This is a genomic window from Aliiroseovarius sp. PTFE2010 (genome assembly GCF_049943335.1).
Lineage (GTDB): Bacteria > Pseudomonadota > Alphaproteobacteria > Rhodobacterales > Rhodobacteraceae > JBNFVY01.
On record NZ_JBNFVY010000002.1, the window covers coordinates 12,148 to 32,247 of the forward strand.

The following is a 20,100-nucleotide window of genomic DNA, read 5'->3' on the forward strand; positions in this document are numbered from 1 at the left end:
TGCGCCCGGCTTGCGGTCCATCGCAATACGAGCAGTTGCAGGAATTGCCCATGAATATGCACGTGTCCAACGTTCTGGCGCCGCCCCTTCCCCGCAGCCTTGAGCAGCTGGGCCTGCCGCAGGTCATGATGCGGGACATTTTGTTGAAAACCATGTTTCGCATGAACCTTGAGAACGTGACCGACCTTTCGGCAGCCCTTTGTCTGGCCAACTCGGTCTGTCAGGACCTGATCGACCTGGCGCGCGGTCAGAAACTGGTCGAAGCGACGGGCACGCTGCATGCGAATTCCGGCAGCGAAATGGGCTATCAACTGTCGGACGCCGGCAAGGCGCGGGCGTTGGACGCGCTGGCGCAGTCTGAATACTATGGCGCGATGCCGATCCCGCTGACTGATTATCAGCAGCAGGTCGAACGGCAGTCGATCCGCAACATTCAGATCACCCGCGATCAGCTGACAAACGCCATGGGCCACCTGATCCTGCCCGACAGCCTGCTTGATCATTTGGGTCCGGCGGTTGGCTCTGGCCGCTCGATCCTGATGTATGGCCCACCGGGCAACGGGAAGTCGTCGATTTCAAACGGTATCCGCGATGCAATGGGCGACAAGATCTTCGTCCCGCGCGCCATCGAATTCTCTGGCCAGGTGATCACGGTTTACGATCCAATCGTCCACACCGCCGCCGAAATGCAGGTCGATGATCCCAATTCACTACGCCGAACCGCCAACCGGTTCGATCTTCGGTATGTTTATTGTGAGCGTCCCACTGTGATCACCGGGGGCGAATTGTCGCTGGACATGCTGGACCTGGTCTACAACCCCACGGCGCGCACCTATCAGGCTCCGCTGCAGTTGAAGTCGACAGGCGGCATCTTCATTGTCGATGACCTTGGGCGTCAGGCCGAACCGCCGCAAGCCCTTGTAAACCGCTGGATCGTTCCGTTGGAAGAAAGCAAGGACATCCTTGCGCTGCAATCTGGCGAGAAATTCGAGGTGCCCTTCGACACGCTGGTGATCTTTTCGACCAACTTCCACCCGAACGAAATTTTCGACAAGGCGGCGTTGCGCCGGATCTTTTTCAAAATCAAGATCGACGGGCCCGATCAGGCCGGCTTCCTGAAGATCTTTGCGATGGTGGCCAAGAAGAAAAAGGTCCCGCTGGATGAAAAGGCGTTGCTGCACTTGATGAAGGTCAAGTACCCGACCATCGACAACATCTACGCCAACTACCAGCCGAATTTTCTGATCGACCAGATCATCGCCATTTGCGAATTCGAAGGCATCCCATACCAGATGTCGCCTGAGCTGATCGATCGCGCATGGGCAAACATGTTCGTCAAGGAAGAAGAGATCGTACATTGACACGCAGAGATCGCGCATACTGGCATAGATGACCACATCGCGCTCAAGCTTATGCGCTTTGTCCTTGGTCGCAAACCGAACTAGCTTGTGGGCATGTGCGCGCTGCCGGCTTATATTTCCGACTGGTTCGATCAAAACGGATGGTCCCCCCATCCGCACCAGATCGACATGTTTGAGGCGCGAAATGACGCCGCCCTGCTGCTGATCGCACCGACCGGTGGTGGCAAGACACTTGCAGGTTTTCTACCGACATTGGCCGAACTGGGCCAGAATCCGACCCCTGGGTTGCACACACTCTACATATCGCCGCTCAAGGCACTGGCGTCGGACATCGGGCGCAATCTGTCGGCGCCGGCCCACGCGATGGGCCTGCCGGTCCGGATTGAGGACCGGACGGGCGATACCTCTTATGTTCAGAAACGTCGCCAGCGCGCCGATCCGCCCCATATTCTGCTGACCACGCCCGAGAGCTTGGCCTTGATGCTGAGCTACGAGGACGCCCCGCGCATTTTCAAAGGGCTTCAACGTATCGTCGTCGACGAAATTCACGCGCTGGCCGAAAGCAAGCGCGGCGATCAGTTGATGCTGGCCTTGGCCCAACTGCAGGCGCACTGCCCTGGGCTTCGCCGCGTCGGCCTGTCCGCAACGGTCGAAAATCCGCAGGCCATGACGCGTTATTTGGCGCATGGCGATGATCCCTGTTCGCTCGTTCTGGCAGACCCCGGCCCTGACCCGGATATCCAGATGCTGACAACCCAAGACGCCCCCCCATGGTCAGGCGGCGGCGGGCGGTATGCGATCCGCGCGATCCTTGACCAGGTGCGCCAGCACCGCACGACGCTGATTTTTCACAACACGCGCGCGCAGGCTGAATTGTTTTTCCACGATCTTTGGCTGGCCAACGACGATGATCTGCCTATCGGCATACACCACGGCAGCCTTGCGCGCGAATCCCGACAAAAGGTCGAAGAGGCGATGGTGGCGGGCCGCCTGCGCGCCGTTGTCTGCACCGGGTCACTGGATCTGGGAATTGATTGGGGTGACGTCGATCTGGTGATTCAGGTCGGGGCGCCAAAAAACGTCAAACGTCTGGTGCAGAGGATCGGCAGGTCGAACCATCGCCATAATGCGCCGTCCAAGGCGCTGGTGGTCCCGGCCAATCGTTTTGAAGTGGTCGAATGCGTGGCAGCGCTGGACGCAATGCGGGCCCACGATCTGGATGGTGACACCGCACTGCGCGGCGGGCGTGACGTGCTGTGCCAGCACATCCTGATCGCCGCCTGCGCCGGGCCGTTTTCAGCCGACGCCCTGCATCAGACGCTGAGCAGCGCAGGTCCCTACCGCCATATCACCCGCGCCCAATTTGACGCCTGTCTTGATTTCGTGGCCACGGGCGGTTACGCGCTGCGCCACTATGATCGCTGGCAACGCCTGTTGCAGCGCCCAGACGGTATGTGGCAGCTGCGCGACCCCCGGGCCGCACGGCGCATCCGCATGAATCTCGGGACGATCCAGGACACCGACACACTTAAGGTTCGCATGAAAAACCGGCGTGGCGGCGCACCACTGGGAGAAGTCGAAGAAAGTTTCGCGGCCAGCCTGACCCCTGGCGACACATTCCTTATCGGTGGCCGCATTGTGCGCTACGAAGGACTTCGCGAAACCGTGGTCGAGGTCAGCCCTCGCTCCGATAAAAAGCCCAAGATCGCGGTGTTCGGCGGCACCAAATTCGCGACCTCGACCGAACTGGCCCATCGAATCTTGCGCATGTTTCAACAGGACAACTGGCCCGCCCTGCCCGATCACACCGCCCAATGGCTGGCCCTGCAGCGCCGCGTGAGCCGCCTGCCGCGCCCAGACCGGCTGTTGATCGAAACATTCCCGCACGACGGCCGGGAACACCTGTGCGTTTATGGGTTTGCCGGGCGCAACGCGATGCAGACCCTTGGGTTGATCCTGACCCAAGCGATGGAGCGCGCAGGGCTACATCCCATGGGGTTTGTTGCGACGGATTACGCGGTCCTGATCTGGGGGCTGGACACAGTGCATGATCCCGCCGCGCTGCTCGCCGCCGCCAACTTGCGGGATGGTTTCGAAACATGGCTGGCAGGGAATGCCGTGATGAAACGGACCTTTCGCGCCTCGGCCACGATCGCCGGTCTGATTGAACGCAACAGTCCCGGCAGTCGCAGCACGGGTCGGCAGGCCACTTTTAGCTCTGACATCTTGTACGAGACGTTGATGAAATACGATCCCGATCACCTGATGCTGGACATCACGCGCGAAGAGGCGCTGAAGGGACTGGTCGATTTCAGCCGGATCGAAGAAATGCTGAACCGCACCGCAGGTCGGACCGATCATCTGGCTTTGGACCGCTTGTCACCCCTTGCCGCGCCCTTGTTGCTAGAGGTCGGGCGCGTCCCGGTCGAGGGCATGGCGACAGAGCGGCTGCTGGCCGAAGAAGCGGACGCGCTTATGCGCGAAGCTGGGCTGCACCACTTGCATGCGACCAGCGCGCCCGGTAAGAACGGGTCATGAACGTCCACCGTTTCGATTTTGCCGGCGCACCCCTTTGTGCCCTGCCGACCGGCGCCTTGTGGTTGCCGAACGAACGGGCTTTGGTGGTCAGCGATCTGCACTTGGGAAAATCCGAACGTATGGCCCGGCGCGGCGGTGTCATGCTGCCCCCATACGAAACCAGCGACACCATGGCGCGATTGGACACCCTGATTGCGCAGTATGACCCCCGGACCGTTGTCTGTCTTGGGGACAGTTTTGATGATGTGGAAGCCGCTGTGGCCGTATCGCAGCAAATTGCGGATTGGATTTCGCGGTTGCAGGCAGGGCGGCGCTGGATCTGGATCGAAGGCAACCATGACGCTGGATCCGCTGAATTCGGCGGAACGCATGTCGGCGCGATGTCTATCGGCCCCCTCACCTTCCGCCATATCGCCGATCCGGACTGCAAGAACGAAGTGTCAGGGCATTTCCACCCCAAGGCCCGTTTGACCGTGCGCGGCAAGACGATTTCACGCCCATGTTTCGTGGTGGACAGTACCCGGATCATCCTGCCTGCTTTTGGACTTTATACCGGCGGACTGGACTGCAGGGATGCGCCCATTGCCGGATTGATGGGGCCGAACGCCTGCGCCATTCTGACGGGTCCAACGGCCAGGGCCATCCCGATGCCGCGTCACGCCGCTTGATTGTCGACCAATCCGGCCGCACGCGCTTCGTCCATATAGCCGCGGCTGACCGGCACCCGTGACCCGTCAATCAGCTGCAGATATACACGACCGTTTTCACGCTCTGCAGCCGCAACCGCAGCGCGCGCGACCCAGTGCGACCGGTGAACGCGCGCGCCATTGATACCGTTGAGTTCAATCAGAGCATCCGAGAAGCGCATGCGGATTTGCTCACTTCCCTTGTCGGTCACGACTTCCACGTAGTGGCCCTTGGAAGTCATGCGAATTATTCTGCCCGTCCGGTCTTTCGGCAGACGTGCCAGCAGGCGCGGCCGTTCCTTTTGCTGCAGATAAAAGAGGAAACGCGCCACGCCGATAGAGTACATGACTGCGGCGTCATAGATCAGGACACGAAAAATACTTGGCTCGATCATGCTGCCCACGGATTGGAACGCGACAAGAACCCAAAAGGCGACCGGGGCGATGACGATCGTAAGGATCGTGGACACCACAATTTGCAAGACCAACTCGGATTGGCGCGCCAAAACATGCCTTGCGAGGATACGAATGGAGTTCGAGGTCAGGATCGAAACAAGGGTGACGGTCAGCCAAAACGTCGCCCGTGGCCCATATGGCATATTTTCAAAGGTCCCGAACGGGCCACTGATCGTCAACAGCAACGTGCTTGCGAACCAGATGAACAGGTAGACCGGTGTAACAACCACCTTTTCCAGTTCGCTTAAAAACTGTCGAAACGTCAAAAAGCCCAGCCCCCCCGCCGATGTTTCAAGGGATAACGCAGCGCAAAGCGGGCTGACAAGAGAGCATACACGCCGCAGCAGAACAAGGCGTGTGCATCGGTGCTACATCTGTCTCAGAACTCGCGCTATGCGGTCAGACCTTCGGGGTCACTCAACCCACGCGCGCGACAGGCGGCCGTCACTGTGTTGGCAAGCAGGCACGCAATCGTCATGGGGCCAACACCGCCAGGAACGGGCGTCACGGCCGACGCGACATTCGAAATGTCCTTGAAATCCACATCGCCGACCAGCCGGGATTTCCCATCCTCACCTGCAATGCGATTGATGCCCACGTCGATCACGGTCGCCCCAGGTTTCAGCCAACTGCCCTTGACCATTTCGGGCCGTCCCACGGCTGCGACGACGATGTCGGCCTGACGCGTCACCTCGTCAATATTGCGGGTGCGTGAATGGGCAATCGTCACGGTGCAGCTATCACGCAGCAACAATTGCGCCATCGGTTTTCCGACAAGGTTAGAGCGCCCGAGGATGACAGCGTGCTTGCCCGAAAGATCCCCCAACCGGTCGCGCAATAGCATCAGGCACCCCAGCGGTGTGCAACTGATGATCGCCTGCTGGCCACTGGCAAGCCGGCCGGCGTTGATCACGCTCAGCCCATCGACGTCTTTCGCAGGGTCGATGCGGGCGACGATGTCGCGTTCACTCAGGTGTGCCGGAACCGGGAATTGACACAAAATGCCGTGCACATCCGGATCCGCGTTCAAGCGGTCGACCAGCGCAAACACCTCGGCCTGCGAGACATCGGCCGGCAATTTATGCTCGAATGAATTCATGCCGACCTCAACGGTTTGACGCCCCTTGTTGCGGACGTAAACCTCGGACGCGGGATCTTCGCCAATCAGAATGACGGCAAGCCCTGGCGTCAGATTATGCACCTCTTGCAGCCGGGCGACGTGGTCGGCGATCTTGCCGCGCAGTCTTGCCGCAAATGCTTTGCCATCAATAATGTCAGCCATGGCCTGATCATCCCTTTCCCGAACACACGTCCTTCGCGAGCGATAAAGGTTTCGGCCATGTCGGTCCAGAGCCTGACCAGCGGAACGGTGACGAATCCGTGTTCCCGTGCGCTTGCGCCGCCCTTTTTCCAAAGCTGCCCATGGAATGAACCAAGCCTTGGCCTTGCGTTGAGCCAAAGTGGCACTGAAAACCGGCAGTTTATACGAGGATCCTATCCAGTCGCATCCTGGTCGCTGAACGGAAAAAGGCCCGGGACGATCCCGGGCCTTTTGTCGTTCGCCGATGCGTCAGATCAAGCGCTAGGTTCAGGTTCCGGGGTCGGCCCCGTTCCTTCACCCTTGGCTTTTTTCGTCTTGGGGATCGCCGTGACGGACGGCGCGTTGCCCGAAGGCGCATCGCCGTCGTCATCATCGCCGCCAATCGGTTCGCCATTCATCACTTTTTTGATCTCGTCGCCGGTCAGGGTTTCATATTCCAACAAACCTTGCGCCAGACGTTCCCAATCGTCTTTACGTTCCTCGATGATCCTGCGCGCTGTCTGATACCCTTCGTCGATAAGATCGCGCACTTCGTCTTCGATCAGCTCTTTGGTCGATGCCGACACCGAAAAACCGCCGGTATTCCCCGAATACCCTTCATGGGCTTCGGCGTAGTCGATGTTCCCGACCTTGTCGGACATCCCCCACCGCATCACCATGGCACGCGCAATGGCGCTGGCTTGCTGAATATCACCCGCCGGCCCGTTGGATACGTGATCCTCGCCCCATTTGATGATCTCGGCTGCCTTGCCCGCCATGGTCATAGCGATCTTCTGCTTGGCCTCGTCCTTGTGATAGTTCAGCTTGTCCATTTCCGGCAAACTGACCACCATGCCCAACGCAGAGCCGCGTGGGATGATCGTGGCCTTGTAGACCGGATCGCACTTGGGCAGCTCCAGACCGACAATGGCGTGACCAGCTTCGTGGTAGGCTGTCATTTCCTTCTGCTCAGGCGTCAGGACCATGCTGCGACGTTCCACGCCCATCATGACCTTGTCCTTGGCCTGCTCGAAATCTTCCATCGTAACGATATGGCGTCCGACGCGGGCCGCCATCAGGGCAGCTTCGTTGACCAGGTTCATCAGATCGGCGCCCGAGAACCCCGGCGTGCCGCGCGCGATGATGCGCAGATCGACATTCGGCCCCAGAGGTACCTTGCGGGCGTGAACCGACAGGATTTTCTCGCGGCCCTTGATGTCCGGGTTGGGCACATGGATCTGGCGGTCGAACCGGCCCGGACGCAGCAGCGCCGGGTCCAGCACGTCCTTACGGTTGGTCGCCGCGATGATGATGATGCCTTCGTTGGATTCGAACCCGTCCATTTCGACCAAAAGCTGGTTCAGCGTCTGTTCGCGTTCGTCATTGCCGCCGCCAATTCCCGCACCGCGCGACCGGCCCACGGCATCGATTTCGTCGATAAAGACGATGCACGGCGCGTTTTTCTTCGCCTGCTCGAACATGTCGCGAACGCGCGAGGCCCCGACGCCGACGAACATTTCCACGAAGTCCGACCCTGAAATGGTGAAGAACGGCACACCCGCTTCGCCTGCAATCGCACGCGCCAAAAGCGTTTTACCGGTGCCCGGGGGGCCCACAAGCAGCGCGCCTTTGGGGATTTTGCCACCGAGTCGGCTGAATTTCTGGGGATTGCGCAGGAATTCCACGATCTCTTCCAGCTCTTCCTTGGCCTCATCAATCCCGGCCACGTCATCAAACGTGACACGTCCGTGCTTTTCCGTCAGCAGTTTGGCACGCGACTTGCCAAAGCCCATGGCCCCGCCTTTGCCGCCACCTTGCATGCGGTTCATCATGAAGTACCAGAACCCGATAAGGATCACGACCGGCAGCAGCAGCATCATGACGGATTGAAAGCCCGACTGGCGTTGGCTTTCTGCAGAAACCGCAATCCCTTTTTCGATCAATTGATCAGCAATATCAGCTTCTTCCGGGCGGATCGTGGTGTACTGTGCACCGTCGCTGCCACGATAAAGCACTCGTTCACCGTCTAGCGTGACTTCGCTGACGTCGTTGTTGTTCACCGCGGTCATGAATTCCGAATAGCTTGTCTGACGCATGTTCAGCGTCGACTGACCATTCGAAAACACGTTGAAGAGCGCCAGGATCAACAGAAACAGGACGGCCCAGAATGCGAGCGTGCGAGCGTTGCCCAAGGGGATTTCCTCCGAATACATTCGACCCGTGGCGCGTGCCACCGGTCACCCTGCTAAAATAGGCATCACACGGCTTAGTTCAATGCGATAAAGCGGTTGAAAAGAAATGATCGGCCCCAAGCGTCAATTCGGCGCATGTTCCACACGCCATCCCGACCGTTGGCGCGGCGATCAATTCCTGCCCGCGCCACAGCCCCGGATGCGCCAAGAGCGACCGGCGCGGCAAACCTTGCGAGCGCCAATCAGGGCACTGGGCCAGCCCCGCTTCGCCAAGCGCGCGCACTTCTCCTGCCTGATCTGACAGAAGCGTCCAGCGGTTGTCCCACATCTCATTCGGCCGGCCGATCTGGTCAATCGCGCCCACCTCGCGTGTGATGCGCAGGCCTGTGTCTTCTTCGGTGATCACGCAGCCGGCCAGAACATGGATGCCATTGATCGCCAACCCGTGATCCATCCTGGCCAGTTGGTGGGTGCGCGGTTGTTTTACGCTCTTCCCGATATAGGCCAGCGCCGCCAACATGATCCGACGTTCGGTTTCGGGATGGATCGGCGGACGGGGCCGGGTTTCGATCAGCAGATCGCTGCGGTCGAACCGCACCACGCGCCGGGCATCTTCGGCAGTTTTCTGCGCGACCAACGACGCGGCCATTTGCGCCGCGTGGGCGACTTGTCCAAGGGCGTCAACCGTCAGCCCCAAGTTCTCCAGCACCGGCAAGGCGCGCCGCATGCGCACACGCTCAAACGCGGGGTTGTCGTTCGACGGATCTTCAGCCCAGGTCAGACCGTGAGCCGTCAGGTACCGGCGCAAGTCTGCGCGCGCCACCTTCAAAAGCGGACGAATAAAGGTGATGCCGTGCTTTTGGCTGTGTGTCGTCATGGCGGCCAGACCGTCCACACCGGACCCGCGCGCCATCGCCATGAGAACGGTTTCCGCCTGATCATCAGCCGTATGGGCAAGCGCAACGCACGGGATGTCTTGGGCCCTGGCCCACTGAGTGATCAGCCGGTAGCGAGCCTCGCGCGCGGCGGCCATCAGGTTTCCCTTGGCTTGGGTGCCGTCCCACTGCGCGATGTGATGCGAAATTCCGTGATGGGCGCAATAATCCGCGACCAGTCGCGCCTCGCCTGCGGCTTCGGGGCGCAAACCATGGTCAACAGTCACGACGCTGATCAACACCTTCTTGTCAGGCGCAAAGCGTCGATAAAGATCCAGCATCGCCATGGAATCGCCGCCGCCGGACACCGCCAATCCGACGTGTTTTACATCAGCGGGAAAGGCCCACGCCATTGCGCACTGAAGGTGGGATTCGACCGCGTGCAGATCTTCGCCTGACAGGGCGCTCACGAGCACCCGAGATCGGCCATTTTGGCATCAGCAGTGCCGGCAGCATCGGTGCCAGGAAAGCGCACGCCAACCTGACCCAGGGTGACGCAGGCTTCGTTCGTCTGACCCAGGGCCGACAAAGAGACGCCCAGATTCAACAAAGCCTCTGAGGCGCGATTGCCATCTGGCGCGCCCGAAAAGGACGTCAAATAAGCGCGCGCCGCCGCAGATTGTTGGCCCAGTTGCTCCAGGGACTGGCCGCGCAAGAAATGGGCATCGGCCGTCAGTGGCCCGCCGGGATAGTCCGTCGCGAATTTCTCGAACCCAGCCGCTGCCGCTTGCCAATCACCGGCATCAAATGCTGCCTTGGCTGCATCGAAATCCGTCTTTTCGCCAACGGCCAGCTGTACGCCATTGTCTGCGGGCGCGGCCGGTACGGGGGCTGCGACAGGGGCCGCTTGCCCGCCAATCGGCGCAAGCGGGGGCAGATTGGAAATATCGCATCCATCTTCCAATTCGCACACACGGAAATTCAGATCGTCGATCTTGTTGGTTCCGTCCGACACGATCGCATTGATCCGGTTTTCCAGCTCTTCCGTTTTTGACGTCAGCCTGGTCAGTTCGCTTTCTATCAGATCGACACGTTCCAACGTGCTGGCCCCGCCAAAGGACGTATTTGGCGCCCCGGTCGTGCTCAGTTCACGTTTGAGTTTTTGCAACTCGACGAACAGCACGGCCATGTTCTGGCGAATGTCGGCCAGCGTCTCTGCGCGATCTTGCCCAAGCACCGGCCCGGGAAAGATCAGCGCCACCGACATGGCAAGCACAGTGAAACGCATCATCGGTTTGATCCTCAGCTCATGCCGCCTGCGGCCAGGACCGTGACGGCGCGCCGGTTCTTGGCGTAGCACGCCTCGGCGGAACAGATTTCCAGCGGGCGTTCCTTGCCATAGGTGAGCGTTTTCAAACGCGTCGGGGTGATGCCTTGGCTGATCAGGTATTCCTGAACGGCAGCCGCGCGCCGGGCGCCCAGTGCCAGGTTGTATTCGCGCGTGCCCTGTTCGTCGGCGTGGCCTTCGATGATGGCGACATAATCGCGGTTGTCGATCAGCCATTGCGCCTGGGCCGCCAGCGTGGTGCGCGCCTCGTCGCTGAGGGTGGATTGATCGACGGCAAAGAGAACACGATCCCCAACGGTCTGGTTGAAATAGGCCACCGAAGTCGGGTCATCGGCGCTGCCCGGCACAACGGCGTCTTGGCCGCCTGCGCCGGCGCCCGCCATGGTGCCGTCGCCGTTGAAACGGCCCGGGTTCGTACAAGCCGTCGCGGCCATCAAGGCCACCAGCAGAGCTGCTTTCGTGAGATGTCTCATGTGTCAGACGTCCTCGTCCTTGTCATTCATGTGCTCGATTGGGGCGACCATAGCATCGCTGACCGCGCTTGGGAATTCTTGACCTATTGCAGCAGGGGCGACCATGCCGGATCCGATGCCGGCCCGTCCGTCGGAATGCGGCGCAGGTTTCGCCCGGAAATATCGACCGAATAGAGCGCCGGAACACCCGCTGCGCCTTGGGTTTCACGGGTAAACATGATGACGCGACCGTTGGGCGACCAGGTCGGCCCTTCGTCCAGGAAACTTGCGGTCAGCAGGCGTTCTTCGGACCCATCCGTGCGCATCACGCCAATGTGAAAACGGCCCTGGTTCTGCTTAGTAAAGGCAATCAGATCTCCGCGCGGCGACCAAACCGGCGTGCCGTAGCGCCCTGGACCAAAGCTGATGCGACGCGCCTCACCGCCCCCGGCGGGCATGACATAGAGCTGCTGCGTGCCTGACCGATCGCTTTCGAAGACGATCTGACTGCCATCGGGCGAAAAACTGGGGGCGGTTTCAATGGCGGCGGTGTTGGTCAGCCGCTGCGGGGCGCCGCCGATGTCCATCCGGTAGATGTCGGTGTTGCCACCCTTGGACAGCGAAAAGACGATGGTCTGCCCATTGGGCCCGAACCGGGGGGCGAATGTCATCGCCTCGACATCGATATTCAGGGCCCGGCGCGTTACCGTGCCTACGTCCAGAACCATGATCTGAGGAAAGCCGCTTTCGTAACTGGTGAACAACACCCGATCGCCCGTCGGTGAAAATCGCGGCGCAAGGACGATTGACGAACTATCGGTCAGGTACTGAACGTTCGCGCCGTCATAATCCATGACCGCCAATCGTTTCTTGCGGTCATTTTTCGGGCCGCTCTCTGACACGAACACCACGCGGCTGTCGAAATATCCCCCTTCGCCCGTGATCCGGCTGTAGACGACATCGGCCACCTTGTGCGCCATGCGGCGCCACCCGGAGGCTGACGCGACGAATTGCAGCCCGTCGCCCAACGGCTGGTCCGAGAACACGTCATGCACCCGGAACTTGACCGTGACCCGCCCATCATTCGTGGCACTGACCGACCCTGCGATCAGGGCCTGCGCGTTGATCGCCTTCCAGTCCGCGTAAGCGATCGGGTCGTTAAAGTTGCTGATCTGCGAAATATGCGCACTGGCCGGGATTTCACGAAACAGTCCGGTGCCTATCAGATCGTCCGAAATGACGCGCGTAATCTGCGCAGCCAGGTCTGCCGCAGCGGGTGTATCGGCCACGAAAATTGGCGCGGCAAATGGCAACGGTTCAATCACCCCTTCGGTGATTTCAATGCGCAAGGGGCCAGTCCGCTCCTGCGCATGAGCAGGAACAAGACCGCACAAAAGGGCAGCGGCGAAGGCCAGGGATCTCAGTATTTTCATCGCAGCCTCATATTCTCTGGATTGAAGGTCATTTCAATGGTCTGCCAATGGCTGTACTTGTCGCTCGGCAAATTATAGCCGCCCTGCTGGCACCGCAGGACGGCGCGGCGGGCTACCTGGAAGGCGGTCGCGGCGTCAGGGCCGTCCGATGCAATCATGCGCAGTGAGTTCGCCACAACCGTCCCATCGCGGTTCATCCGCATTTCGACAGTCACGACCGTGTTTGCCGCCGGACTGCCCACATCCACATTCCAGCATTTCTGGACCGACACGCGCAGCCCCTCACGTTCGGAAAACGTCAGCGGCGGGCCTGCGGGCGCGCCCACTTGCTCGCCGCCGCCAATAGCTGCTGCAATGTCGCTGGCCACACTGGCGGGACTTTGCGCTTCTGATGCCGCCGGATCGGCCGGTGCCGACTCTTGGGTTGGGGTCTGGGCTGTTTGCACCGGCTCGCGGCGCGCGGGCCGCACGCGCGGGCGTGGGGATGAAGTTAACCCGGCGGGCTTTTCAGCTTCGGTCACGATTTCACTCGTCGCGTCTTCGGGTGCGGCTTGGGGCGTGTCCTCGGCGATCTGATCGCTCGGGGCATCGGGTGACACGGCCGGGGCTGGCGTGTCGGCAACCTGCGGCGTTGGCTCAGGCGTGACCACGGGTTCAGGCGCAACGCGGGGGGCGGCGCGCGGAATCGGCCGATCTGACGGAGACGGTGCCACCACATCCCCAGCCTCTTGGCTGGGCGGTTCGGGCGTTTCTATTTCAGGGGTGACCACGGCCTGGGGTGTCTCTTGCGTCAGGGGATCGGGCGCGCGATCCGGGGTCCTGGGTTCGGGCGGCGACGGCGATGCCTGCTCGGACGGCGCATCAGGTGACACATCAACCCGCGGCGTCGTGTCGGGCGACGGCGCATCTGGAACGGGGGTTTCCAACCCTGCCGTTGGGGCCAGAGTGGGCGCGCTCAGCGCGGCGAATTCTTCTCCGGTCAACAGCGTCACTTCGGCCGAGGGCAGAACATCGGTGCCGTCGGCGCGCAGAAAAATCCCGCCCACCAAGGCCCAGAGAATCAGCGCCGCATGCCCGACCCCCGAAATATACTGCCCCGTATTCACGCCTCAATTGCCGGTCAGGGTCGGTCCGCCGGTGTCGGTCACCAGCCCGATATTGCGAAAACCGCCCGCGTTCAGTGCGCCCATCACCTGAGCCACCTTTTCATAGGGAAGCGCGCCATCAGCGCGCAAATAGACCTTGTCGTCGCTGCGTTCGGCAGCCACGGCGCGCAACTTGGCGATCAGGTCCCCCTCTTCTGTCTCGTTCGACATCAGCAAAACCCGGCCATCGGCGGTCAAGGTGATCGTCAGCGGCTCTTGGTCTTCGCTCGGCAACGCCGTGGCGGCCGTTTCGGGCAGTTCGACCGGCACGCCCACGGTCAGCAACGGCGCCGCCACCATAAAGATGATCAACAGGACCAGCATCACATCCACAAAAGGCGTGACGTTGATTTCCGCCATGGGCTTGGCCCCATGGTTGCGACGACGCGACCGGCGGCTGCCACCCCCGCCCCTTTGCACAACACCTGCCCCCATCTCAGCTATCCAACTGACGCGACAGGATGGTCGCGAATTCGTCGGCAAAGCTCTCATAGCTTCCCAGGATCAATTCGCTGTCTGTCGTCAATTTGTTGTAGAAAATGACCGCCGGGATTGCCGCCAACAGGCCCAGCCCGGTCGCAATCAACGCCTCGGCGATGCCGGGCGCGACCACCGCCAGATTGGTGCTTTGCTGCAGGGCGATTTCTTCAAAGGCATTCTTGATGCCCCAGACGGTGCCGAACAAACCAATGAACGGCGCGGTCGAACCGACGGTGGCCAGAAAGGTCAGCCCCTGGTTCAAATCTTCGGCTTCCTTGGATATCGCCACGTCCATGGACCGGTCAATCCGACTTTGCGCGCCCGGGATCATCCCGCCATCGTCACGATGGGATCGGCGCCATTCCGTCATGCCGGCCACAAACACGCGTTCGGCCGCGCCATCGGGTGTCGGCCCAACTTGTTCGTAGAGCGTGTCCAGCGGTTCGCCCGACCAAAAGGCCCGGTCGAACTGTCCGGCCAAGGCGCGCGCCTTACGGAACAGGATGTGTTTTTGAATGATGATCGACCAAGACCAGAAAGACGCAATGATCAGCATGATCATCACGATTTTCACGGTGAAGGTCGCACGCATGAAAAGGGCGAGAAAGGAGAAATCAATCTCCTGCGCCATCGCAAGGGTTTCGGTTTCCATAGCCTGCTCGTTCTCGGTTGGCTGCAATCTTGCTGCAGCTCTCATTACAGGCGATTCTATCCGGTTTTCAGGGCAATTGCCAACACAGTCGCGTGATGGCCGGTACGGATCCGTTGCTATTGCAGGCGCCGGCGAATTTCTGCCGGAACCCGGGCTGGCTGACCGGCTTCGTTGATCACGACAATTGTCACGTCGGCAACAAAGATCACGTCTTTGCGCCGCAAAACCTCTTGATGCATGGCGATCCGCGCGCCGCGGACCTGCGTGACAGCCGTGTGCACCACCAGATCGTCGCCAAAACGGGCCGCGGCCAGATAGTCGGCCTCAAGCCGACGAACGGCGAAGACCAGTCCGCTTTCGCGCATCTTCAACTGATCGATGCCCATTTCGGAGATCAGTTCGGACCGGCCCCGTTCGATATACTTCAGGTAATTGGCATAGTAGACGATACCGGCCATGTCGGTGTCTTCATAATAGACCTTGACCGGCAGGGTGTGGGTCATGCCGCGTGCACCGCCCGCGCGTACAGCCGCAAGGCGTGCGCCGGATCGCGATCCGATGCTGGCAAGACCGGTTCATAGGCGGCGCGGATCACGTTGGCGATTTCGGGGCGCACGATGGTGCCAGCATTGTCGGGCAGTTCGGCCAGCGCAGAAACGTCGGCAAAGGCAGTATCTGACCATAGCAGCACCCCGTGCACCGCCACGCCCAGAGCGATGACTTCCGCTGGCAGGTCCGCTTGCGCTTCGTTCATGCGAACAAAGCTGAAACACGCCTGGATCGCACCATTATCGTCAAAGCGGAAGGCCCGGTATTGGCCCGCATCGGCCGATTTCAGCCGCGCCACTGTACCGGCCAGGTCAGGGATCATCTGGTCCATCGACGGGACGGCCAAAAGCTCATCCCAGTCGCTGAAAAAGAACACCATGAAATTCGCGCCCAGTTCAGGATCGGTTTCGGCCATCTTGTGGCCGGCAATCGCCACGATCGCTTCGATGGCGCCCTTGATGGTGGGAAGGGTTTCGTCCGTAACGCCGAAGATGACCGGCACGATCGGGCGACCCCAGCGGGCAAAGACATAATCACCCGTCGAGCGGGTGAACAGGGATGTGGTCAGTTCAGGTGTCAAAAGCATGGGCCCTAAATGACAAACCCGCCGTCCGGGGTCCAGCCCCTGCGCGCAGCGATCTAACCGAACAGATCGCTTGCCCCTGACACTCGCGGGGGCTCAAGGCCCAAATGCGTCCAGGCCTTTTGCGTCAGCATCCGCCCCCGCGGGGTGCGCTGGATCAGGCCCTGCTGCAACAGGAACGGCTCAATCACCTCTTCGATCGCATCGCGGCTTTCTGACAAGGCCGCCGACAGGGTTTCGACCCCCACCGGCCCCCCGCCATAGTTTTCGCCAATCAGCGTCAAATAGCGCCGATCCGCCCCATCCAACCCAATCCCGTCAACCCCGAGCCGGGTCAGCGCCCCATCGGCAAGAGCGCGCGTGATGCGCCCGTCGCCTTCGACCAAAGCGAAATCGACCACGCGGCGCAGCAGGCGCCCTGCGATCCGTGGCGTTCCGCGCGCGCGCTTGGCGATCTCGGCAATCCCGTCATCATCGGCAGGCAACCCCAACAGGCGCGCGCCACGGGCGACGATCTGCTCTAATTCTGCCCGTTCGTAAAAGTTCAGCCGGGTCGGAATACCGAACCGGTCCCGCAACGGCGTGGACAACAAACCCAGCCGCGTGGTTGCGCCCACCAGGGTGAAGGGCTGCAATTCGATCCGAACGGTGCGCGCGGCGGGGCCTTCGCCGATCACCAGGTCCAGTTCGAAATCCTCCATCGCGGGATATAACACCTCTTCGACGACCGGGTTCATGCGGTGGATTTCGTCAATGAACAGCACGTCGCGCGCTTCCAGGTTCGTCAGGATGGCGGCCAGATCGCCCGCTTTCGCCAGCACCGGGCCAGACGTCATCTTGAAGTTCACCCCCAATTCGCGCGCCATGATCTGTGCCAAGGTGGTCTTGCCCAGGCCCGGCGGGCCGTGAAACAGGGCGTGGTCCATCGCTTCACCCCGGCGCCGGGCGCTTTCGATGAATACGGCCAGGTTGGCACGCGCCTCGGCCTGACCGATGAAGTCCGACAGGGCCTGCGGGCGCAGGGCGCGGTCGCGATCCTCGGGTTGCGGGTCGGGGCGAAGGGTCGGATCGGGCGTTTCCATCGCTTATCCTTTCGGTGCGAGCAGACGCAGTGCCGCACGGATCAACGCCTCGGTTTCTGCCTCGGGGTCTTCACCCGCCGCCTGGGCCACGGCACTGGCCGCGTCGCCTGGCCCATAGCCCAGGTTCGACAAGGCCGACAAAGCATCGGATTGGGCCGATGCAGACGGTGCCGTGCGCGGCGCGGTCGGGGCAGGCCGTTCGATGACCTCGTCGTCATCGTCGTCATGCAGGGCTGGTTTCGGCGCCTCGGACGCACCCATGGCCATGACCGCCGGGGCCTTGTCTTTCAGTTCATTCACCACCCGCTGCGCGATCTTGGGTCCGACGCCCGGCGCGGCCTTGACCGCGGCCCAGTCACCAAGCGCAATCGCGCGGCCGGTCGCATCCGGCCCCAGCGTTCCAAGGATCGACATCGCCGCCTTGGCCCCCACCCCTTGAACGGATGTCAGCAAACGATGCCATTCCTTTTCGGCCAACGTCATAAAACCGATCAGCTGCATCAGGTCCTCGCGCACGATCATTTCGGTCCACAGTGCGGCAAAGCCCCCCACGGGTGGCAGCGCTGACAAGGTCCGCTCGGACACCTGCACAATATAGCCCACACCGCGCACATCGATCAGCACATGGTCGATCCCGCGATAGTCGATCCGCCCTGAAAGACGCCCGATCACAACGCCACCTGCTTCCAGGCGCTCGAAGACTGCAAGTGATGTGCATGACAAATCGCGATTGCCAAGGCATCGGCTGCATCCGCCCCCTTCAGTGCGACCCCGGGCAACTGCATCTTGACCATCATCTGCACCTGCTTCTTTTGCGCGTGCCCCACCCCGACGACCGCCTTCTTGACTGCGTTCGGGGCGTATTCACCCACCGAAATCGCAGCCAATGCGGGTACCAGCATGGCGATTCCGCGCGCCTGACCCAGCTTGACCGTTGCAACCCCGTCTTTGTTCATAAAGGTATGTTCCACCGCAGCCGCATCGGGTGCAAAGGTGTCTACAACGTCGCGCAGCCCATGATACAGCGCGACCAGCCGCAGCCCCATATCACCGGTTCCGCTGGTCACCTGCCCATTGGCCACGTGGCTGAGTTTCGAGCCGTTCACATCGATCACGCCCCAGCCCATGGACCGCAGCCCCGGGTCGATCCCCATGACACGCATACCAACTGCCCTAACCTGTTTTTTTCTTTGTTTCGCAGTTAGCACGAAAAGTGAACATCTGCCAAGCGCCGTCGCGCGCTGCACTAGGTCCTGACCCCTGAATCGCCCCTGTGCCCGGTGGGCCTGTGCTGCGCCGCGCGCAACCTGCCCCCGTTCAAGCGGACGGAACGCGCCCAGCCCAGAAGGGTCACCGTCACCATGTGAGACCATCGTTTTCGATCTGTCCTGACGGCGCTGGCAGGCCGGGGCCTTGCCCGCCCTGCCCGCACGGTGATCGCAGGATGAATGACACCGGCATGTCAGGCGGTGCGATGGGCGCCTGTCCGCGCAAAAGCCGTGGGCCAGAAAAACGAAACAGGCCGCGTCCTGAACATCGGACACGGCCTTTTCGAACATGCGTCGGTGTGTGGCAGCGTAGAGGAGGGAAAATCTCGCGCCGCCGAACTTACCGGCAAGCCCCGCCGCGGATCAAAAGAGCCCGCCGACCGATTGTTTCATGTGCCGGCTGATCCAAACAGTCACCGGGTCAGCACTCATCACATAGGCACCGGCTTGCTCGACAATCGTGCCGTTTTGCAAACGCTCGATCCGCGACGCATAAGTTGCCGCACCAAGGCTGGAATAGACAAACGCCTTGAACAGCAGCAAGAGACAAAAGCTGAAGAACAGCCCCCGGTACGGGAACCCCATCACCTTTCGGTGTGGGCGCGCGATCACCAATCCATCGCTGGTCATCGCGGTGATAGAGCCGCCTTCCAGCTTGCGGTGATGGCGTTCAATGCGCTGAAGGCGCTTGCCAAATTCGTATTGTTTACGATCGGCCATAGCGGCCTCCCTCGTTCCTGCGCCCCCACAGATCGAATACGAATTTCCGGGTGAAATGCGGCGAAAACAAGGCGAATGTGACGAAATGGGGATATTTCGGCTCTTTACTCTGCCAACTTCTTGAGAATCAGCGTCGACCATTCAACAATTTCTTCGCGACTGACCAGTTTGTATCCATTCTGTTCATAAGCCGCGATCACGTCGTTTGACTGTTCGTTAAGAATACCGGACAGAATCACGACTCCGCCCTCGGCCGACGCACCGGCCATTCCCGGCGCCAGATCGATCAAGGGGCCTTTGAGGATATTGGCAAAGATCAGATCGAAAGGGGCCTTCGCGCGCAGGTCGGGATGATCGAAACCAGCGGCCTCGATGCAAAGAACACGGCCCTCGAGCCCATTGGCCACAACATTCGCTTGGGCCACCTCTACCGCGACCTCATCTATATCGCTGGCCAGAACCTGGTTCGCGCTGACGTGGGCCGCGGCCATTGCCAGTACCGCTGTGCCGCAGCCGATATCGGCCGCGTTCTGGGGGACGAACCCATCGTCCAGCAACCGGTCAAGCGCGCGCAGACAGCCCAACGTTGTGCCATGATGCCCCGTGCCGAAAGCCATGGCAGCTTCGATCAAAAGGCCGATCTTGCTGGCGGGCAGCTTGTCGGCATCATGGTGGCCGTACACAAAGAACCGCCCGGCTTCGACCGGGGACAATTCACGTCGCACATGGGCCACCCAGTCGCGGTCCGGCAATTCGGACACCACGAAATCCTTGGCCCCATGCATCGCCGCCAGCAGGGCCAGCCCCACGCTGTCGGGGCGTTCGGTAAAATAGCCGCCCACTTCCCACAGGCCCGAGCCGTCTTCGATTTCGAACACGCCGACACCAGTGGGTTCGGGAGACAGCGTTTCCATGGCATCCCCCAAGGCTTCGGCAGGCGTCTTGCCAGGCAAAGTGGTCAGGGCGGTGAATGTGGTCAT

20 protein-coding genes are annotated in these 20,100 nt (G+C 61.0%); 3 read left to right on the forward strand and 17 right to left on the reverse strand.

The features are described from left to right. Positions 1-50: 50 nt before the first annotated feature. The 3 genes from ACP2AV_RS03890 to pdeM all read left to right on the forward strand — a co-directional run bounded on the left by ACP2AV_RS03890 (position 51) and on the right by pdeM (position 4,567). Positions 51-1,361, forward strand: coding sequence for an ATPase (locus tag ACP2AV_RS03890; RefSeq protein ID WP_426371376.1), 1,311 nt, complete (start codon positions 51-53; stop codon positions 1,359-1,361). A gap of 93 nt (positions 1,362-1,454) precedes the next feature. Next, the gene (locus ACP2AV_RS03895) at positions 1,455-3,899 is read left to right on the forward strand and encodes a ligase-associated DNA damage response DEXH box helicase (protein ID WP_426371377.1); all 2,445 of its coding nucleotides are present in this window, start codon (positions 1,455-1,457) and stop codon (positions 3,897-3,899) included. Then, the gene (gene pdeM / locus ACP2AV_RS03900) at positions 3,896-4,567 is read left to right on the forward strand and encodes a ligase-associated DNA damage response endonuclease PdeM (RefSeq protein ID WP_426371378.1); all 672 of its coding nucleotides are present in this window, start codon (positions 3,896-3,898) and stop codon (positions 4,565-4,567) included. The genes ACP2AV_RS03895 and pdeM overlap by 4 nt, the downstream gene beginning before the upstream one ends. Here the strand turns inward: pdeM and ACP2AV_RS03905 are convergent. The 17 genes from ACP2AV_RS03905 to ACP2AV_RS03985 form a co-directional block, all read right to left on the reverse strand. Then, positions 4,555-5,307, reverse strand: a complete 753-nt coding sequence (locus ACP2AV_RS03905) for a LytTR family DNA-binding domain-containing protein (protein ID WP_426371379.1) — start codon at positions 5,305-5,307, stop codon at positions 4,555-4,557. The two genes, pdeM and ACP2AV_RS03905, sit on opposite strands and share 13 nt — an antisense overlap. Positions 5,308-5,432: 125 nt before the next feature. After that, complete coding sequence (gene folD / locus ACP2AV_RS03910) at positions 5,433-6,323, reverse strand: bifunctional methylenetetrahydrofolate dehydrogenase/methenyltetrahydrofolate cyclohydrolase FolD (RefSeq protein WP_426371380.1); 891 nt, start codon at positions 6,321-6,323, stop codon at positions 5,433-5,435. 293 nt (positions 6,324-6,616) lie between these two features. Continuing rightward, complete coding sequence (gene ftsH, locus ACP2AV_RS03915; protein ID WP_426371780.1) at positions 6,617-8,533, reverse strand: ATP-dependent zinc metalloprotease FtsH; 1,917 nt, start codon at positions 8,531-8,533, stop codon at positions 6,617-6,619. A 79-nt stretch (positions 8,534-8,612) separates the two neighbouring features. Continuing rightward, entirely contained in the window at positions 8,613-9,878 is a 1,266-nt protein-coding gene (gene tilS / locus ACP2AV_RS03920; RefSeq protein WP_426371381.1) for a tRNA lysidine(34) synthetase TilS, read from the reverse strand. Then, positions 9,875-10,699, reverse strand: a complete 825-nt coding sequence (gene ybgF, locus ACP2AV_RS03925) for a tol-pal system protein YbgF (protein ID WP_426371382.1) — start codon at positions 10,697-10,699, stop codon at positions 9,875-9,877. The genes tilS and ybgF overlap by 4 nt, the downstream gene beginning before the upstream one ends. A gap of 11 nt (positions 10,700-10,710) precedes the next feature. Next, a complete protein-coding gene (pal, locus tag ACP2AV_RS03930) occupies positions 10,711-11,229 on the reverse strand; it encodes a peptidoglycan-associated lipoprotein Pal (protein WP_426371383.1) in 519 nt (172 codons plus the stop codon). An 83-nt stretch (positions 11,230-11,312) separates the two neighbouring features. Beyond that, entirely contained in the window at positions 11,313-12,641 is a 1,329-nt protein-coding gene (gene tolB, locus ACP2AV_RS03935; protein WP_426371384.1) for a Tol-Pal system beta propeller repeat protein TolB, read from the reverse strand. Beyond that, complete coding sequence (locus ACP2AV_RS03940; RefSeq protein WP_426371385.1) at positions 12,638-13,747, reverse strand: hypothetical protein; 1,110 nt, start codon at positions 13,745-13,747, stop codon at positions 12,638-12,640. Before ACP2AV_RS03940 ends, tolB begins: the two co-directional genes overlap by 4 nt. A gap of 3 nt (positions 13,748-13,750) precedes the next feature. Next, entirely contained in the window at positions 13,751-14,221 is a 471-nt protein-coding gene (gene tolR, locus ACP2AV_RS03945; RefSeq protein ID WP_426371386.1) for a protein TolR, read from the reverse strand. 1 nt (position 14,222) lies between these two features. Next, complete coding sequence (gene tolQ / locus ACP2AV_RS03950) at positions 14,223-14,918, reverse strand: protein TolQ (protein ID WP_426371387.1); 696 nt, start codon at positions 14,916-14,918, stop codon at positions 14,223-14,225. A 116-nt stretch (positions 14,919-15,034) separates the two neighbouring features. Beyond that, on the reverse strand, positions 15,035-15,421 hold the full coding sequence (ybgC, locus tag ACP2AV_RS03955; RefSeq protein WP_426371388.1) for a tol-pal system-associated acyl-CoA thioesterase: 387 nt from the start codon (positions 15,419-15,421) through the stop codon (positions 15,035-15,037). After that, positions 15,418-16,053 (reverse strand): hypothetical protein, encoded by a 636-nt coding sequence (locus tag ACP2AV_RS03960; protein ID WP_426371389.1) that lies wholly within the window; start codon positions 16,051-16,053, stop codon positions 15,418-15,420. The genes ybgC and ACP2AV_RS03960 overlap by 4 nt, the downstream gene beginning before the upstream one ends. A gap of 53 nt (positions 16,054-16,106) precedes the next feature. Next, complete coding sequence (gene ruvB / locus ACP2AV_RS03965) at positions 16,107-17,132, reverse strand: Holliday junction branch migration DNA helicase RuvB (RefSeq protein ID WP_426371390.1); 1,026 nt, start codon at positions 17,130-17,132, stop codon at positions 16,107-16,109. 3 nt (positions 17,133-17,135) lie between these two features. Beyond that, complete coding sequence (ruvA, locus tag ACP2AV_RS03970; protein ID WP_426371391.1) at positions 17,136-17,804, reverse strand: Holliday junction branch migration protein RuvA; 669 nt, start codon at positions 17,802-17,804, stop codon at positions 17,136-17,138. After that, a complete protein-coding gene (gene ruvC, locus ACP2AV_RS03975) occupies positions 17,801-18,295 on the reverse strand; it encodes a crossover junction endodeoxyribonuclease RuvC (protein ID WP_426371392.1) in 495 nt (164 codons plus the stop codon). The genes ruvA and ruvC overlap by 4 nt, the downstream gene beginning before the upstream one ends. Positions 18,296-18,763: 468 nt before the next feature. Then, a complete protein-coding gene (locus ACP2AV_RS03980) occupies positions 18,764-19,120 on the reverse strand; it encodes a hypothetical protein (protein ID WP_426371393.1) in 357 nt (118 codons plus the stop codon). Positions 19,121-19,224: 104 nt separating this feature from the next. Beyond that, a complete protein-coding gene (locus tag ACP2AV_RS03985; protein ID WP_426371394.1) occupies positions 19,225-20,100 on the reverse strand; it encodes a 50S ribosomal protein L11 methyltransferase in 876 nt (291 codons plus the stop codon).

Excerpts from the sequence above, each read along its gene's own strand:
- ACP2AV_RS03960 (WP_426371389.1), bottom strand. The coding sequence starts at position 16,053 with ATGCTTTTGACACCTGAACTGACCACATCCCTGTTCACCCGCTCGACG.
- ACP2AV_RS03895 (WP_426371377.1), top strand. The coding sequence starts at position 1,455 with ATGTGCGCGCTGCCGGCTTATATTTCCGACTGGTTCGATCAAAACGGA.
- tolB (WP_426371384.1), bottom strand. The coding sequence starts at position 12,641 with ATGAAAATACTGAGATCCCTGGCCTTCGCCGCTGCCCTTTTGTGCGGT.
- ruvB (WP_426371390.1), bottom strand. The coding sequence starts at position 17,132 with ATGGAAACGCCCGATCCGACCCTTCGCCCCGACCCGCAACCCGAGGAT.
- pdeM (WP_426371378.1), top strand. The coding sequence starts at position 3,896 with ATGAACGTCCACCGTTTCGATTTTGCCGGCGCACCCCTTTGTGCCCTG.
- pal (WP_426371383.1), bottom strand. The coding sequence starts at position 11,229 with ATGAGACATCTCACGAAAGCAGCTCTGCTGGTGGCCTTGATGGCCGCG.
- ruvC (WP_426371392.1), bottom strand. The coding sequence starts at position 18,295 with ATGCGTGTCATGGGGATCGACCCGGGGCTGCGGTCCATGGGCTGGGGC.
- ACP2AV_RS03890 (WP_426371376.1), top strand. The coding sequence starts at position 51 with ATGAATATGCACGTGTCCAACGTTCTGGCGCCGCCCCTTCCCCGCAGC.
- ybgC (WP_426371388.1), bottom strand. The coding sequence starts at position 15,421 with ATGACCCACACCCTGCCGGTCAAGGTCTATTATGAAGACACCGACATG.
- ACP2AV_RS03980 (WP_426371393.1), bottom strand. The coding sequence starts at position 19,120 with ATGGCCGATCGTAAACAATACGAATTTGGCAAGCGCCTTCAGCGCATT.
- tolR (WP_426371386.1), bottom strand. The coding sequence starts at position 14,221 with ATGGGGGCAGGTGTTGTGCAAAGGGGCGGGGGTGGCAGCCGCCGGTCG.
- folD (WP_426371380.1), bottom strand. The coding sequence starts at position 6,323 with ATGGCTGACATTATTGATGGCAAAGCATTTGCGGCAAGACTGCGCGGC.
- tolQ (WP_426371387.1), bottom strand. The coding sequence starts at position 14,918 with ATGGAAACCGAAACCCTTGCGATGGCGCAGGAGATTGATTTCTCCTTT.
- ACP2AV_RS03985 (WP_426371394.1), bottom strand. The coding sequence starts at position 20,100 with ATGACCACATTCACCGCCCTGACCACTTTGCCTGGCAAGACGCCTGCC.
- ybgF (WP_426371382.1), bottom strand. The coding sequence starts at position 10,699 with ATGATGCGTTTCACTGTGCTTGCCATGTCGGTGGCGCTGATCTTTCCC.